Here is a 16188-nt window from a genome sequence, read left to right on the forward strand (position 1 = left end):
GGGCCAGGAACGCAATGCCGTTCCGGCAATCCGGTCATGGCCTGGTACGGCGAACCGGGTAGTGGTCGGGCGTCGGCCTTCGACATACGGCGACGCTGGTCGGCGGCCTCTCCTCGCACCAATCCCTATGCGGTTTCTCGTCGTACCACTGAAACGTCGCGATCCGCACGACATCGCCTAGAATGTTGAGAAACTGGATCATGGCGGCACTCCTTGAGCACCGATTAGAGCGCCGCTGGCCTTGCTCTTCAAACGAGTATAACGTCCACGTCAGATAACTCTGAGTTATGCGAATGAAGCGCGGACACCTCCCCCTGACGGCCCTCAGAAGCTTCGAAGCAGCCGGTCGTCACCTGAGCTTCAGCCGTGCGGCCGAGGAGCTTTATGTTTCGCAGGCGGCGATCAGCCGACAGATCCGCGAGCTCGAAACCTTCCTGCGCCAACCTTTGTTCTTCCGCCATCATCGCCGCGTCGAGTTGACCGACACCGGCCGGCGGCTGCTCGATCAGTTGGTCAGAAGTTTCGAGGGCATCGACAGGCTGCTTTCGGAATTGACGGCAGCCCCGACGCAGTCCGTGGTACGTGTCAGCGTCGAGCCATCGCTTGCATCCGTATGGCTGGTGCCGCGGCTCAACCGGTTTCGCGAGTTGCGACCCGACATCGACGTTTCCCTTGAGGTCGACCCGAGGTTGATAGAGTTTCGCAGCGATCAGCCCGAACTTGCCCTACGTTTCAGTGCGCACGCCAACTCATGGCCACGCAGCGAAGCCGAACAGCTTGCCGCGGTCGTCGATTCCCCAGTTCTGTCGCCGGCACTTCTTGCATCCGGCCCAGCTCTGGAAAAGCCGATCGACCTTGGTCGCTATACATTGCTGCACGAAGAAAACCGTCAGGCTTGGGCGCGCTGGTTCGAAGCGGCGGGCGTGACGGCTGATGCCGTGCCTGCGCGCGGCCCGATGCTGGCCGATGCTTCGCTTTCGAAGCAGGCAGCCTTGCTTGGACATGGTGTCGCGCTGGGCGATCTTTTGCAGATCGGCGAAGAACTTGCGTCCGGCGCGCTGATCAAGCCTTTCGACATCGACGTCGCGTCGGGCGCCTATTGGCTAGTGGCCAGAAGGCTGAATGACCTTTCCGAGCCAGCCAGGGCTTTTGCCGAGTGGGTCCGGGCGGAATTCGCCGAAAGCCGGCGTTTTCTCGCCAAGGTTTAAGCCGCCTCTTCCGCCCGCTTCTTCTCGATCTGGCCGATGGCATCGACCACTGCGTCGAAGGTCAGCATGGTCGAGGCGTGGCGCGCCTTATAGTCGCGCACCGGCTCCAGGTATTTCAGGTCGGCGAAGCGGCCTTCGGGCGGCGGGCCATTTTCCTTCAGCATCTTCAGCATCGTCTCGCGCACGCTGCGCAATTCTTCTGCACTGGCGCCGACGACATGCTGCGCCATGATCGAAGACGACGCCTGGCCAAGCGCACAGGCTTTCACGTCATGCGCGAAATCGCTGACGACGCCGTCATCCATCTTCAGATCGACGGTCACTGTCGAGCCACACAGTTTGGAATGTGCTCGTGCGGTTGCGTCGGGCCGGTCGAGCCGGCCGATCCGTGCGATATTTCCGGCAAAACCCAGAATTTTCGCATTGTAGACATCGTCGATCATATTTTTCCAATCCGTCGCCGCCCAGCGAACAGCGATTGCCGCTCTGGCGTCTTCCTTTCGCTCGGCACGAACATATATAATGGCGGTAGTCGGGTATCGACAAGGCGACCACAAACCTCGTCATGCCCAAATCTGTTCACGCCACTTACGGGCTGGAAACCGGGCGAGTTTCTAACACCCGAAAGGTCGTGGTCCGTTCAACTCGTTCCTCCTGAGAGAGGAACTACGGGAGACGCCTTTATGGACGCCGTTATCAAGAAACTCATGCCGCAGTCGGCCTATATGGAAAAGCCGGTCACCGACCGGCCAAGCGAGGCCGAAGTCGAAGCCGCGGTGCGCACCTTGCTGCGCTGGACCGGCGACAACCCTGACCGCGAGGGTCTGATCGACACGCCGAAGCGCGTCACTAAGGCGTTCCGCGAAATGTTCAACGGCTACGACATGTGTCCGGCCGAGGAACTCGGCCGCACCTTCGAGGAAGTCGCCGGCTACGATGACCTCGTGATCGTCAAGGACATCACGTTCCACTCGCATTGCGAGCACCACATGGTGCCGATCATCGGCAAGGCGCATGTCGGCTATCTGCCGGACGGCAAGGTCGTCGGCCTGTCCAAGATCGCCCGCGTCGTCGACATCTTCGCCCATCGTCTGCAGACCCAGGAAGCGATGACGGCGCAGATTGCCGGGGTCATCCAGGACGTGCTCAATCCGCGTGGCGTCGCCGTCATGCTCGAGGCCGAGCATATGTGCATGGCCATGCGCGGTATCCGCAAACAGGGCTCCACCACACTGACCTCGACCTTCACCGGCGTCTTCAAGGATACACCCGAAGAGCAGGTCCGCTTCGTCACCATGGTGCGCGGCGGCGGAACTGATCAGACCCGCCCCACCTTAGTTAAATAAGGACCGGCGAATGTCGGCATTGGAGTTCCCGAAAGCTCCCTCAGACAAGAAGGCGCTTGAGGAAGGCACGGTCCTTTCGCCGCGCTTCGATGCCGGCGGCCTCGTCACCGCCGTCGTCACCGATGCCGAAGACGGCATGCTGCTGATGGTCGCGCACATGAATGCCGAGGCGCTGGCGCTGACGCTCGAGACCGGCATCGCGCACTACTGGTCGCGTTCGCGCAACGCGCTGTGGAAGAAGGGCGAAACCTCGGGCAATGTCCAGGAGGTTGTCGAGATGCTCACGGATTGTGACCAGGACGCGATATGGTTGCGCGTCAAAGTGCTGGGTCACCAAGCAACTTGTCACACCGGCCGACGTTCATGCTTTTATCGGACGGTGGGGCTGAGCGATGGCAAAGGGACACTTGCCAGCGACGGCAGCAAGCCGCTGTTCGATGCGGAAAAAACGTATCGAAAGCGCAATACACCATCAATATGAACCATTCGCAGCACTTCAGCCACGTATATTCATGATTTCGATACGGCCCGCCTATAGGATGGCCGTGGGACAAGGGAGATTGTGATGCTCGACTGGGCGTCATTGCGCAACAGACCTGACGTTCGGGAGGCCAATGGCCTCTCCTCGGCCGCGGGCGCATCCGAAACCAAATCTCCGGGCAAAACAGGGATTTCGCTGGCATTGGGCGGCGGCTGTGCGCGCGGCTGGGCGCATATCGGCGTGCTGCGCGCGCTTGACGAAGCCGGCATCGAAGTGTCGATGATCGCCGGCACCTCGATCGGCGCGCTGGTCGGCGGCTGCTATGTTGCCGGCAAGCTTGACGAGCTGGAAGAATTCGCGCGCAGCCTGACCAGGCGGCGCATTTTTGGCCTTCTCGACCTCAATCTACGCGGCAGCGGCCTGTTCGGTGGCATGAAGCTCGATGCGCGGCTGCGCGAGCACATAGCCGGCATCCGCTTCGAGGACCTGCCAAAACCATTCGTCTGCGTCGCTTCGGAAATCCGCACTGGCCATGAGATCTGGCTGTCGAGCGGCTCGTTGAGCACCGCAATGCGCGCCTCCTACGCGCTGCCCGGCGTGTTCGAGCCGGTCGCCTGCAATGGGCGTGTGCTGGTTGACGGCGCACTGGTCAATCCGGTGCCGGTCTCGGTCTGCCGTGCCTACGAGCAGCCGCTCGTAGTTGCGGTGAACCTTCACTACGATCTGTTCGGCCGCGCCGCGGTGATCAAGCACAATGCCGGCGAGCTGGTCATCGAGAAAGACGCGCCGAGGGCCGGCCACGCCGATCCTGAACGCCAGTCACGCGAGACGCGGCTCGGCATTACCGGCGTCATGGTCGAGGCCTTCAACATCATCCAGGACCGCATTTCGCGCGCCAGGCTGGCCGGCGACCCGCCGGACATATCGCTGCAGCCGAAGCTCAGCCATATCGGCCTGACCGAATTCCACCGCGCCGACGAAGCGATCCGTATCGGCTACCAGGCAACGATGGCGCAGATCGGCGACCTGACCCGGCTGCAGACCGTCCTCGCTTAGGCAGGGCGGCAGCGAGCTCTCAGGCAAGCGCCGCGTCGACGATACGAAATTGCACCGTGCGGTTGCCGTTCCAGTGGTTGCCCGACAGCGAGCCGGCGACATGCACCGGCTTACCCCTGTTCTTGAACAGGAATTCGCCAAGAGCCGTGTCGACGGCGCGAAAGGCGATCGCCTGGATGCGGCCGCCGCTTTCCGACTGCAGGTCGGCGCGGATGTGGTTGCTGCCGACCGCCCGCGCATCGACAAGCCGGTGGCGCGGCAGCGCGAACACCGGCGCAACATGCCCGGCGCCGAACGGCCCTGCCTTCTCAAGCACATCGAGCAGCGCAAGCGTCGCGCCCTCGGCGGCAAGCGCGCCGTCGATCGCCAGGCTCTCCTCGCCTTGCAGCCGGAACACATCCACCGCCGCGCGTTCTTCGAAGAAAGCCCTGAGTTGGCCGAGCTTCGCCCGCTCGACAGTGATGCCGGCCGCCATTCCGTGGCCGCCGCCCTTGACGATCAGCCCGGCATCGGCGGCCTCGCGCACCAGCCGGCCGAGGTCGAAGCCCGACACTGAACGGCCTGACCCCGTGCCGACACCATTGGCGTTGAAGGCGATGGCAAAGGCCGGCCGTCTTGCATGGTCCTTGAGCCGCGAGGCAAGCAGGCCGACAATGCCAGGATGCCAGTTGCTGCTGGCTGTGACCACGATGGCCGGACCATTGCCGCCAGCAAGCTCGGCATCGGCCTCTGAGCGCGCCGCGGCCAGCATCTCCTGCTCCATCGACTGCCGCTCCTGGTTGAGCCGATCCAGCGTCTCGGCGATGGTGCGGGCTTCGACCGGGTCGTCGGTTGCAAGCAGGCGGCTGCCAAGTGCTGCGTCGCCGATGCGCCCGCCGGCGTTGATGCGCGGACCGATCAGAAAGGCCAGATGGAACGTGTTGATCGGCTCGCCGATACGCGAGACCCGCGCCAACGCCGCCAGCCCTTCGTTCCTCTGCTGCCGCGCAACCTGCAGCCCCTTGACAACGAAGGCGCGGTTGATGCCGGTGAGCGGCACCACGTCGCAGACGGTGCCAAGCGCTACCAGATCGAGCAGGCCAAGCAGGTCCGGCGGTGCGGCATCCGGCAGGCGGCTGCGCAGAATCTTCGCGGTCTGCACCAGGCAAAGGAAGACGACACCGGCGGCACAAAGATGACCTTGGCCGGAAAGGTCGTCCTCGCGATTGGGGTTGACGACCGCAGTCGCCGCCGGCAACGGCCCGCCGACCTGATGGTGATCGAGCACCACGACGTCGGCGCCGACGGCCTTCGCCGCGTCGATGGAAGCAGCACTATTGGTGCCGCAATCGACGGTGACGATCAGCGTCGCGCCGCGCGAAACGAGTTCGCGCATCGCTTCCGGATTGGGGCCGTAGCCCTCGAAGATGCGGTCCGGTATGTAGATCTCCGACGGCACCGAGAAATGCGCGAGAAAGCGCTTGAGCAGCGCCGATGAGGCGGCGCCGTCGACATCGTAGTCGCCAAAGATCGCCACCTTTTCCCTGGCCATCACCGCCTGGGCGATGCGAGAGGCGGCCTTGTCCATGTCGGTCAGCGATGCCGGGTCGGGCAGCAGGTTGCGGATGGTCGGATCCAGAAACTGCTCGGTCTGCTCGGCGGTGACGCCACGCCCGGCCAGCACGCGCGCCACGATATCGGGCACGCCATACCCTTGCGCGATGGCGAGCGCGGCCATGTCCTGACGCTCGGTCAGCCGGTGTTCCCAGGAAACGCCGGTGGCCGACTGCCTGACATCGAGGAAAAAGCGTCTTTCCCCCGTCACGTGACGCGCCGTCTGCAATTTGTCATTGCGCACAGTATGCAACGGCTAACTGAGTCGAAATCAAAACTTTTCCAGATCCTGGTGCCTGGCCTTGATTTCGCGCACGGTCCGCGATGACGATCGCAGGACGATCGTGTGCGTGGTGATGAAATTGCGGCCGAACTTGACGCCGGCCAGCATATTGCCGTCGGTGACGCCGGTCGCGGCAAACAGCACGTCGCCGCGTGCCATGTCTTGCGTGTGGTAGATCCGTTTAGGGTCGGAGATGCCCATCTTGGCGGCGCGCGCCAGCTTTTCCGGCGTATCGAGGATCAACTTGCCCTGCATCTGGCCACCGGTGCAGCGCAAGGCGGCAGCTGCGAGCACGCCTTCCGGCGCGCCGCCGGTGCCGAGATAGATGTCGATGCCGGTCTCGTCCGGGTCGGTGGTATGGATGACCCCGGCGACATCACCGTCGCCGATCAGACGGATTGCGGCTCCGGTCGCCCGCACGGCTTCGATCAACGCGCCATGGCGTGGCCGGTCGAGAATACAGGCGGTGATCTCCGCCACCGGCACGCCCTTGGCCCTGGCCAGGCTGGCGATGTTTTCGGCCGGCGAGGCATCGATGTCGATGATGCCGTTGGCATAGCCCGGGCCGATCGCGATCTTGTCCATATAGACGTCCGGCGCGAACAAAAGGCTGCCTTTTTCGGCAATGGCGATAACGGCCAATGCGTTGGGCAGGTTCTTGGCGCAGATCGTCGTGCCTTCGAGCGGATCGAGCGCTATGTCGACAGCCGGGCCTTTGCCGGTACCGACCTCCTCGCCGATATAGAGCATCGGCGCCTCGTCGCGCTCGCCTTCGCCGATCACCACCGTGCCGTTGATGGCAAGACGGTTGAGCTCCTGCCGCATGGCATCGACCGCGACCTGGTCGGCGGCCTTCTCGTCGCCGCGTCCGCGCAATCTGGCGGCCGCGACCGCGGCGCGTTCGGTGACGCGCACCAATTCCATGGTCAGTATCCGGTCGAGGCCGGCGACAATGTTCTGGGCCACATTCATCGATGGACAATCCTCGTTGGCACTTTGTTTTTATTATGCATGTCGTTGTCCCAAAACCGCTGCACACTTTTGGGCGACATGCATTAGCCTCCCGCCAGAGACGCGCTTCTTGTGTCAAAGCCCCGTGACAACAGCAAGACCTGCGCTGGACCTTTTTGAAAGCGCAGCAATATCAATCGATTAAACGCAAAATGTGAGACTGCTATCCGGCCCGCTCGATGCGGATGACTTGCGGCTTGTCGGTCAGAAGGCTGTCCCTGGTGATGCCGTCGACGGCCTTGCGCACCGCCGCCTCGGTCGTCTCGTGGGTGACGAGGATAACCGTCTTCTGTGCCTCGGTTTCCGGCCCGGCGGCATGCTGGACGATCGATTCCAGAGAAATGTCGTTGTCGGCCATGCGCTTGGCTATTGCCGCGAAGACGCCGAGGCGGTCGTGTACGGTCAGCCGGATGAAATAACCGCCAGCATGGCTGCGCATCTGCGCTTTCTTGTAAGGCTTCAATTCCTTCGCCGGCCGGCCGAAGACCGGACCATGCTGGAAGCCAGGCCGGCTCTTGGCGATGTCGGCAATGTCGCCGATCACCGCCGACGCGGTGGCGTTGCCGCCGGCGCCAGGGCCGGAAAGCAGCAATTCGCCGAGGATGTCGGTTTCGATCGCCACCGCATTGGTGACGCCGTGCACCTGCGCGATGACCGAGGCCGTCGGCACCATGGTCGGGTGCACGCGCTGCTCGATGCCGCTTTCGGTGCGTTGGGCGACGCCAAGCAGCTTGATCCGGTAGCCGAGATCGCCGGCCGCGCGGATGTCGGCCTGGCTGATGTTGGAGATGCCTTCCATGTAGATATCGTTGGCGGCGATCTTCGTGCCGAAGGCAAGGCTGGTCAGGATCGACAGCTTGTGCGCGGTGTCGTGACCCTCGATGTCGAAGGTCGGGTCGGCTTCGGCATAGCCCAGCCGTTGCGCATCCTTCAGGCAGGCATCGAAAGACAGGCCCTCGGCTTCCATGCGCGTCAGAATGTAGTTGCAGGTACCGTTGAGGATGCCGAAAACGCGGGTCACCGAATTACCGGCCATCGCCTCGCGCATTGTCTTGATGACCGGAATGCCGCCGGCCACCGCCGCCTCGTAATTGAGCAGCACGCCTTTCCTCTCGGCGATCTCGGCCAATGCCACCCCGTGTTTGGCAAGCAACGCCTTGTTTGCGGTGACGACATGTCGGCCGGCCTCGAGCGCCGCTTTGACGGACGAGCGTGATGGGCCTTCGTCGCCGCCGATCAGCTCGACGAACACGTCGATCTCGGCGGTCTGCGCCATCTTGACGGCGTCGTCGAACCACTGTGCTGTGCCAAGATCAACGCCGCGGTCGCGTTTGGGATCGCGGGCCGAAACCGCCGACACGACGATGTCGCGCCCGCACTGCCGCGTCAGTTCGGCCGCCTTGTCGCGTAGCACGCGGGCGACCGACGCACCGACGGTGCCGAGCCCGGCAATTCCAACACGCAACGCTTCAGCCATGTCCGGCGACGCCCCATTCAGTCGGTTCATGTGTAGAAAATCAGCGATGCGCGGCGAGCGGCACGACGTTATTCGGCTGCTTGGCGCTGGATGCGAGGAAGCGCTTGATGTTGCGCGCCGCTTGCCGGATCCGGTGCTCGTTTTCGACCAGCGCGATGCGCACGTGATCGTCGCCATGCTCGCCGAAGCCGACGCCCGGCGCCACCGCGACGTCGGCGTGCTCGATCAGGAGCTTGGAGAATTCAAGCGAGCCCAGGTGCTTGAACGGCTCCGGGATCGGCGCCCAGGCGAACATCGAAGCCGCCGGTGCGGGAATGGTCCAGCCGGCGCGGCTGAAAGCGTCGACCATGACATCGCGGCGTTTGCGGTAGACGTCGCGCACTTCGGCGATGTCGGCGCCGTCGCCGTTGAGTGCATGCGCCGCCGCCACCTGGATTGGCGTGAAGGCGCCGTAGTCGAGATAGGATTTCACTCGCGTCAGCGCCGAGATCAGCCGTTCATTGCCGACCGCAAAACCCATGCGCCAGCCCGGCATCGAAAAGGTCTTCGACATCGAGGTGAACTCGACGGCGACGTCTATGGCGCCCGGCACCTGCAGCACCGAAGGCGGCGGATTGCCGTCGAAATAGATCTCCGAATAGGCAAGATCCGACAGGATGATGATGTCGTTCTTCCTGGCGAAGGCCACCACCTCCTTGTAGAAATCGAGCGAAGCGACCAGTGCCGTCGGGTTGGATGGATAATTGAGGATCAGTGCCAGCGGCTTCGGGATCGAATGGCGGATGCCGCGCTCCAACGCCGGGATGAAGCCGTCGTCCGGCTCGACCTGCAGCGAGCGGATGACGCCGCCCGACATGATGAAACCGAACGCATGGATCGGATAGGTCGGGTTGGGGCACAGGATCACATCGCCGGGGGCGGTGATCGCCTGCGCCATATTGGCAAAGCCCTCCTTCGAGCCGAGCGTCGCCACCACCTGGCTGTCCGGGTCGAGCTTCACACCGAAGCGGCGGGCATAGTAGTTGGCCTGGGCACGACGCAGGCCCGGAATGCCGCGCGACGACGAATAGCGGTGCGTGCGCGGATTGCGTACCACCTCGCAGAGTTTGTCGACGATGGCCTTGGGCGTCGGCAGGTCCGGATTGCCCATGCCAAGGTCGATGATGTCGGCGCCGCGCGAACGGGCGCTGGCCTTCAGCCGGTTGACCTGTTCGAAGACATAGGGCGGAAGCCGGCGGACCTTGTGAAATTCTTCCATGGCAGTTCCAGACAGTGAGGTTGCGGTCGCGCGTATAAGCTTATTTGCAACTAGGGTCGAGAGCGGGGTCGCATTTGCCTTCGATCTGCTTCAGCGCCTCGGCGCCGTGTTTTTTTGCCAGCTGGTCCAGCGCTGCCTGGTCCGCAACCTTGACGCCGCCGCCCTTGGCGGCCTGGCTCTGCTCCTCGGCCTTCAGTTGGGCGAGCTTGGCGTTCTTTTCCTCGTCGGTGAATTGCTCGGCCGCCACCTGCGGCCGGATGTTCAGGTTCGGATAGGAACCGGTGTCCTTCGCGCCGACAAGGCCGGTGGCGGGCGCCGCACCTTCTATGTTGCTGCTCGTGCAACCGGCCATCGCCAACAGGACGAGCGCCATGCGGCAAAAACGACCAGTGCCGGAAAAAACGTTCTTGCCAATATTAATCGTCATATTGTTTTCCTGGCGGCCGGGTTAGAGCACATTGGACCCTGTTCGATATCCCATGGTAATATGTCAACAAAACGCTTCGGGAGGAACCCCGCGAACCATGTCCAAAACACCCGATTCGGGCAAAGCGGAAGATGACCAACCTTCGACCGTCGAGCAATATCTGGTGAAGGACCCGGAACGCTTCGCTCTGAACATGGCCCGCATGATCGAGCAGGCCGGCAAGGCCGCCTCGGCATGGGCCGAGCCGCGGGAAAAGGGCGAGGTGCGCGATCACGTCGCCGAGCCGGTCGTCGACATGGTGAAGACGTTCTCCAAGCTCACCGAGTACTGGCTCTCCGACCCGCAGCGCGCGCTGGAGGCGCAAACGCGGCTGTTTTCCGGCTACATGACCGTCTGGGCCAACGCCGTCCAGCGCATCGGCGCCGGCGCCGAGGACGCCGAGGACGCGGTCAAGCCCGAGCGCGGTGACAAGCGTTTCCAGGACCCGGAATGGGGCCGCAACGCCTTCTTCGATTTCCTCAAACAGGCGTATCTGGTCACCTCGCGCTGGGCGGCCGAACTGGTCGAGCACGCCGACGGCCTGGACGAGCACACCCGCCATAAGGCCAGCTTTTATGTCAGGCAGGTGTCCAACGCCATCTCGCCGTCGAATTTCATCCTGACCAATCCGGAATTGTTTCGCGAGACTGTCGCCTCGAACGGCGAAAACCTGGTGCGCGGCATGAAGATGCTTGCCGAGGACATCGCCGCCGGCAAGGGCGACCTGAGGCTGCGGCAGGCCGATTATTCATCCTTCGAGATCGGCAAGAATCTCGCTACCACGCCCGGCAAGGTGGTCGGCCGCAGCGACGTCGCCGAGATCCTGCAATATGAGCCGGCGACTGACACCGTGCTCAAGCGGCCGCTGCTGATCTGCCCGCCATGGATCAACAAATACTACATCCTCGACCTCAACCCGCAAAAATCCTTCATTCGCTGGGCAGTCGAGCAAGGCCACACCGTCTTCGTCATCTCCTGGATCAACCCGGACGAGCGGCATGGCGCCAAGAGCTGGGAGGCCTATATCAGGGAGGGCCTGCAATACGGCCTCGACACGATTGAAAAGGCCACCGGCGAAAGGCAAGTCAACGCCATCGGCTATTGCGTCGGCGGCACGCTTCTGGCGGCGGCCCTGGCGCTGATGGCGCAGGAAGGCGACCACCGCATCAAATCCGCCACCTTCTTCACCACCCAGGTCGATTTCACCTATGCCGGCGATCTAAAAGTGTTCGTCGACGAGGAACAGGTCGCGGCCGTCGAAAAGGCGATGAACGAAAAAGGCTATCTCGACGGCACCAAGATGGCGACCGCCTTCAACATGCTGCGCTCGGGCGACCTGATCTGGCCCTATGTCGTCAACAACTACATGCGCGGCAAGGATCCCCTGCCCTTCGACCTGCTGTACTGGAATGCCGACTCGACCCGCATGGGCGCTGCCAACCATTCTTTCTATTTGCGCAATTGCTATCTCGAGAACAGGCTTTCGCAAGGCATGATGGAACTGGCGGGCCGCACGGTTTCGCTGAAGGACGTTACCATGCCGGTCTACAACCTCGCCTCTAAGGAGGACCATATCGCGCCGGCGCTGTCGGTATTCCTCGGCTCGAAATATTTCGGCGGCGAGGTCGATTACGTCATGGCCGGCTCCGGCCACATCGCCGGGGTCGTCAATCCGCCGGCAGCGCAGAAATATCACTACTGGACCGGCGGCAAGCCGGCCGGCGACTTCGACCAGTGGCTCGCCGGGGCCACCGACCATCCCGGTTCCTGGTGGCCGCACTGGCAACGCTGGATCGAAGCCAAGGACAATACCCGCGTACCGGCCCGCAAACCGGGCGAGCATATGCAAGTTCTAGGCGAAGCCCCCGGCACCTATGTCAAGGTGCGCGTGTAACCATCTGTAATGTGTGGTGAGTTGACGCGCCGCCAAAAGCGGGCGAAATGGTGCCGTCAACCCTGAGCAGCCTTGATTCATCCTCTAGCCGCCAAAGTACTTTGAGGCTTGCAGATTTGACACAGGTCTCGTTTCCGGTTCGGGGAACAAGGGTCATTTCGACGAGACGTTTCGACGCCGCGCCAATGACGAACCGGTCGGATATCGAGGGGGAATATTGTTTTGAGATCAGCAGGATCGCGCCTCGCGAAGGGAGAAAGCCGCGCCATTGTGGCGGCGCTTTTCTCGGTGCTCCTGGCGTCCTGCACCTCGGCCGGCGACCCGACCATGTCGGTCGGCATGCCAGGCTACAATACCTCGGCTACCGAAATCAGCACGGCCGCCGGTGCGCCCCAGGCCAGCACGGCCGCATCATCGTCGCAGATGACAACCGCACAAATGACGATGAATGCCGACGGCGACGCCAACCTTCCCGAGCAGGTCGCCTATGTGCCAATAGCCAAGCCAGGGGCCAAGCCCGATGCCGGCTTCCCGATCGCCGTTCCCACGGCAGCCGAGACGATCACGGGACACACGCCGCAGCCGCTGCAACCAAACGCCCAGACGGCCGATCAGGCCGTGGCACAGAACAGTGCTGATGCATCGAAGCCCGACGCCAAGGCCGCCGCGCCGGCGATGAACAACCCGGTCTATGTGACCGCCGGCGAGATGCCGCAGCCACAGGCCTACGCACCGAAGAAAAACTTCCTGGCCTCGCTGTTCAGCGCCACCCCCGCTTCGGCAGCATCGCCGGCCAACAGCAGATCGGGCGGGCAGCCAACGGTCGTGCAGGCCAAGGCGACGCCTGCGGCAAAACCCACCGTTACCCTGGCCTCGGCCAATCCGGCTGAAAAGCCGGTGCAGCTGGTGTCGACGGGCGATACCAGCCACTTCACGGCCGATGCGCTGCCCGGCGTGCGCCAGACGGCGCTGTTCGAGATCAAGCGCAAATCCGGCCTCGACGATGAGAGTGACGTCGATCTCAACGAAGACGAAGGTTCGGGTGGCGCCTACCAGGTCGCCTCCGCCGCTGGCCTCGCACGGCTGGCACCCAACGGCCTTCTGAAACAGAACGAAAGCGTCGATGTCGCCTGCTTGAAGCCGTCGCTGGTTCGCGTGCTGAAGACGATCGAAGGCCATTACGGCCGCAAGATGACGGTCACCTCCGGCTATCGCGACCCAGCCCGCAACCGCCGCGCCAACGGCGCCAAGAATTCGCTGCACATGTACTGCGCCGCCGCCGACATCCAGGTCCCCGGCGTCTCGAAGTGGGAACTGGCGAGCTACATCCGCACCATGCCGGGCCGCGGCGGCGTCGGCACCTACTGCCACACCGAATCCGTTCACGTCGATGTCGGACCGGAGCGCGACTGGAACTGGCGTTGCCGCAGGCGCGGCTAGGGCGAGGATCTTCCGTCACCGCGAAGGCCCTTCGGCGGCGTTGCATCATGCCGCAAAAACCAGCTTGGCTGTCGGAAAGACGCGGTTTGGAGCCAAAGGAAAAAAGTTGTCGCAGCCGGCGGCAGACGGGTTGCCGGTTTGTCGCGACGCAACTATAAGCGCTCACATCTGAGCGCGCCCATCGTCTAGCGGTCAGGACACCGCCCTTTCACGGCGGTAACAGGGGTTCGATTCCCCTTGGGCGTACCAGCAATTTCAACTTGGCATATGTCTATCGCCAGCGTGATGCTGGCAAGCTTTGCTGGACCCTACCCACTCTGATGGGGATGTCAGCAAAGGCGGCGAAGACAGACTGGGGATTGTGTCGACGGCTTCCTACGCCCGCAGTACCCTCGCCTCGCCGCCGCGCTTGCGCGGAACCATCATGTCCCTGGCAAGCAGGCCGCTCACCCGGCAAAAGGCCATGAAGGCCCGCCATGCGTCTTCGGTCTCGACGATGTCTACCGTGGCGCCAAAACAGGCATTGAACGCGGCCTGGTAGGTTGGTCCCTTCCGGCGAACCGGCCACGTTTGCAGGAAATCGAGCGCCTGCTCGACACTGTAGATTTCCTCGACCGGCTGGCCGGGCACAGGCGCGATCCGCACCGGCACCTCGAATTGCAGTCTGTCCATTCGATCTCTCCCGAACCGACCCCCGCAGCAGCGCCGTTCGTCGCAAAAAGTTGCCGTGGCGGCTAACGCTTGGGCCGACTTCTCGCCTAGAAATGTGTCGTCACTACGGTGGTCAATGAACCCGGCGAAGCATGGGCCGCTAGAGGCAAGGAGAATGCTCCCAGGCGTGAATATCGCCGGTCTTCGGCCGTCGCCGGCAGTTCGTCCTTGAACCTTGCGCTTTCCAGTGCCAAATCTGGGAAGGTTTCTCTCGCGGAGGCTCATCCAGCCCCGCATCCTGCAAGACGGATAAAAATGGTCACCTATCTCGACGCCGCCACGGCACCGCTCAGAAACACCGGCCAGATCCGTCTTTACGACGAGGAAGGTTTTGTCGGCATGCGCAAGGCTTGCGATCTCACCGCGCGCTGCCTCGACGAACTGGTACCGATTGTGGCGCCCGGCGTCACCACCGAAGCGATTGATCGCTTCGTCTTCGAGTTCGGGATGGACCATGGCGCGCTTCCGGCGACGCTCAACTACCGTGGCTACACGAAATCATCCTGCACCTCGATCAACCACGTCGTCTGTCACGGCATACCCGACAGCAAGCCATTGAAGGATGGCGACATCGTCAATATCGACGTCACCTATATCCTCGACGGCTGGCATGGCGACTCCTCGCGCATGTATCCGGTGGGTACGATCAAGCGTGCCGCGGAGCGGCTGCTCGAAGTCACGTATGAGTGCCTGATGCGCGGCATCGCGGCAATCAAGCCGGGCGCCCGAACCGGCGCCATCGGCGCCGCCATCCAGACCTATGCCGAAGCCGAGCGTTGCTCGGTGGTGCGCGATTTCTGCGGCCACGGGGTTGGCCGGCTGTTTCACGACGCGCCGAATATCCTGCATTACGGCAGCGCCAGCGAAGGCGTCGAGATGCGGCCGGGCATGATCTTCACCGTCGAGCCGATGATCAATCTCGGCCGGCCGCATGTGAAAGTGCTGTCGGACGGCTGGACCGCGGTGACGCGCGACCGTTCGCTGTCGGCGCAGTACGAGCACACGATCGGCGTCACCGAGACCGGCTGCGAGATCTTCACGCTGTCGCCAAAAAACCTCGACCGCCCCGGCCTGCGGGCCTAGTGTCTGGCAGATCGGGCGTTACCTTGCCCGGCAAATGCTGGGTGGGGCAGCCATGAACGGTGACGATGACGAGCGGGCCTTCTTTCCCGAAAGGCCAGTGCGATCGCCCGCGAAGGCGGTGGCCGCCGACAAGCCGCATTATCTCGGCCATCGCGACCGCCTGCGCGAGCGCTTCGCCGCCGGTACCAACACCCTCCCCGACTACGAACTGCTTGAGCTTTTATTGTTTCGGCTGATCCCGCGCGCCGACACCAAGCCGGTCGCCAAGGCATTGCTGGCACGCTTCGGTACATTGGCCGAGGTCCTCGGTGCGCCCGTCGAGCGCCTGCAGGAGGTGAAGGGCATCGGCCCGGCGGTGGCGCTCGACCTCAAGGTGGTTGCGGCAACGGCGCAGCGCATGGCGCGCGGCGAGATCGTCGGCCGCGAGCTGTTGTCGACCTGGACGCAGGTTCTCGAATACTGCCGGTCGGTGATGGCCTTCGAGGAGCGCGAGCAGTTCCGCATCCTGTTCCTCGACAAGAAAAACGCGCTGATCGCCGACGAAGTCCAGCAGGTCGGCACAGTCGACCACACACCGGTCTATCCGCGCGAGGTGGTCAGGCGCGCCTTGGAGCTCTCCGCCACGGCGATCATTCTGGCGCATAACCATCCGTCGGGAGACCCGACGCCGTCGCGCGCCGACATCGAGATGACCAAGCTGATCATAGAAACGGCCAAACCGCTTGGCATTGCCGTTCACGACCACATCATCATCGGCAGGAAAGGCCACTCCAGCATGAAGGGCCTGCTGCTGATCTGAGGTTTGGCGTTGTTTTCAGCTTTGTCCGCTGTGCGCCTCTGTACCGCAACGTCAAGGCGGTCGGCTCGATAAATTCTGGCGC

At 63.1% G+C, this 16188-nt stretch carries 16 protein-coding genes and 1 tRNA gene; 9 read left to right on the plus strand and 8 right to left on the minus strand.

Annotation, left to right across the window (positions count from 1 at the left end; genetic code table 11):
• Window positions 1-34: 34 nt before the first annotated feature.
• Entirely contained in the window at window positions 35-202 is a 168-nt protein-coding gene (locus tag NKJ32_RS06820; RefSeq protein WP_352568832.1) for a hypothetical protein, read from the minus strand.
• Between the two features lie 91 nt (window positions 203-293).
• Between NKJ32_RS06820 and NKJ32_RS06825 the strand changes: the two genes are divergently transcribed.
• Window positions 294-1208: a LysR substrate-binding domain-containing protein gene (locus tag NKJ32_RS06825; RefSeq protein ID WP_352568833.1), complete on the plus strand. Its 915-nt coding sequence runs from the start codon at window positions 294-296 to the stop codon at window positions 1206-1208.
• On the opposite strand, the gene NKJ32_RS06830 is transcribed toward NKJ32_RS06825, so the two are convergent.
• Window positions 1205-1651 (minus strand): iron-sulfur cluster assembly scaffold protein, encoded by a 447-nt coding sequence (locus NKJ32_RS06830; protein ID WP_023678879.1) that lies wholly within the window; start codon window positions 1649-1651, stop codon window positions 1205-1207. The two genes, NKJ32_RS06825 and NKJ32_RS06830, sit on opposite strands and share 4 nt — an antisense overlap.
• Before the next feature lie 240 nt (window positions 1652-1891).
• Between NKJ32_RS06830 and folE the strand changes: the two genes are divergently transcribed.
• The 3 genes from folE to NKJ32_RS06845 all read left to right on the plus strand — a co-directional run bounded on the left by folE (window position 1892) and on the right by NKJ32_RS06845 (window position 4091).
• Window positions 1892-2554 (plus strand): GTP cyclohydrolase I FolE, encoded by a 663-nt coding sequence (gene folE, locus NKJ32_RS06835; RefSeq protein WP_023678880.1) that lies wholly within the window; start codon window positions 1892-1894, stop codon window positions 2552-2554.
• Between the two features lie 10 nt (window positions 2555-2564).
• Complete coding sequence (hisI, locus tag NKJ32_RS06840) at window positions 2565-3035, plus strand: phosphoribosyl-AMP cyclohydrolase (RefSeq protein ID WP_352568834.1); 471 nt, start codon at window positions 2565-2567, stop codon at window positions 3033-3035.
• Between the two features lie 84 nt (window positions 3036-3119).
• On the plus strand, window positions 3120-4091 hold the full coding sequence (locus NKJ32_RS06845; RefSeq protein WP_023678882.1) for a patatin family protein: 972 nt from the start codon (window positions 3120-3122) through the stop codon (window positions 4089-4091).
• 19 nt (window positions 4092-4110) lie between these two features.
• Here the strand turns inward: NKJ32_RS06845 and recJ are convergent, their stop codons facing one another.
• The 5 genes from recJ to NKJ32_RS06870 form a co-directional block, all read right to left on the minus strand.
• Window positions 4111-5895: a single-stranded-DNA-specific exonuclease RecJ gene (gene recJ / locus NKJ32_RS06850; RefSeq protein WP_352827162.1), complete on the minus strand. Its 1785-nt coding sequence runs from the start codon at window positions 5893-5895 to the stop codon at window positions 4111-4113.
• 60 nt (window positions 5896-5955) lie between these two features.
• Window positions 5956-6939, minus strand: coding sequence for a class II fructose-bisphosphatase (gene glpX, locus NKJ32_RS06855; protein WP_352754813.1), 984 nt, complete (start codon window positions 6937-6939; stop codon window positions 5956-5958).
• Window positions 6940-7141: 202 nt separating this feature from the next.
• Window positions 7142-8455 carry a homoserine dehydrogenase gene (locus tag NKJ32_RS06860; RefSeq protein ID WP_352454459.1) on the minus strand — a complete coding sequence of 438 codons (1314 nt, stop codon included), beginning with the start codon at window positions 8453-8455 and terminating at the stop codon, window positions 7142-7144.
• Between the two features lie 40 nt (window positions 8456-8495).
• A complete protein-coding gene (locus NKJ32_RS06865; protein WP_352827164.1) occupies window positions 8496-9713 on the minus strand; it encodes an LL-diaminopimelate aminotransferase in 1218 nt (405 codons plus the stop codon).
• A gap of 40 nt (window positions 9714-9753) precedes the next feature.
• Entirely contained in the window at window positions 9754-10140 is a 387-nt protein-coding gene (locus tag NKJ32_RS06870) for a hypothetical protein (protein ID WP_023678887.1), read from the minus strand.
• 97 nt (window positions 10141-10237) lie between these two features.
• Between NKJ32_RS06870 and phaC the strand changes: the two genes are divergently transcribed.
• The 3 genes from phaC to NKJ32_RS06885 all read left to right on the plus strand — a co-directional run bounded on the left by phaC (window position 10238) and on the right by NKJ32_RS06885 (window position 13762).
• Entirely contained in the window at window positions 10238-12073 is a 1836-nt protein-coding gene (gene phaC / locus NKJ32_RS06875; RefSeq protein ID WP_352754815.1) for a class I poly(R)-hydroxyalkanoic acid synthase, read from the plus strand.
• 216 nt (window positions 12074-12289) lie between these two features.
• Window positions 12290-13513 (plus strand): YcbK family protein, encoded by a 1224-nt coding sequence (locus NKJ32_RS06880; protein WP_352754868.1) that lies wholly within the window; start codon window positions 12290-12292, stop codon window positions 13511-13513.
• Between the two features lie 174 nt (window positions 13514-13687).
• Window positions 13688-13762: transfer RNA gene (locus NKJ32_RS06885), tRNA-Glu, on the plus strand.
• A gap of 126 nt (window positions 13763-13888) precedes the next feature.
• On the opposite strand, the gene NKJ32_RS06890 is transcribed toward NKJ32_RS06885, so the two are convergent.
• Window positions 13889-14185 (minus strand): DUF982 domain-containing protein, encoded by a 297-nt coding sequence (locus tag NKJ32_RS06890; protein ID WP_352680121.1) that lies wholly within the window; start codon window positions 14183-14185, stop codon window positions 13889-13891.
• A 294-nt stretch (window positions 14186-14479) separates the two neighbouring features.
• Between NKJ32_RS06890 and map the strand changes: the two genes are divergently transcribed.
• Window positions 14480-15307 carry a type I methionyl aminopeptidase gene (gene map / locus NKJ32_RS06895; RefSeq protein WP_352454462.1) on the plus strand — a complete coding sequence of 276 codons (828 nt, stop codon included), beginning with the start codon at window positions 14480-14482 and terminating at the stop codon, window positions 15305-15307.
• Between the two features lie 52 nt (window positions 15308-15359).
• Window positions 15360-16106 carry a RadC family protein gene (gene radC, locus NKJ32_RS06900; protein ID WP_352568841.1) on the plus strand — a complete coding sequence of 249 codons (747 nt, stop codon included), beginning with the start codon at window positions 15360-15362 and terminating at the stop codon, window positions 16104-16106.
• The last annotated feature ends 82 nt before the right edge of the window (window positions 16107-16188 follow it).

This window comes from Mesorhizobium sp. M0159 (genome assembly GCF_040322295.1).
Lineage (GTDB): Bacteria > Pseudomonadota > Alphaproteobacteria > Rhizobiales > Rhizobiaceae > Mesorhizobium.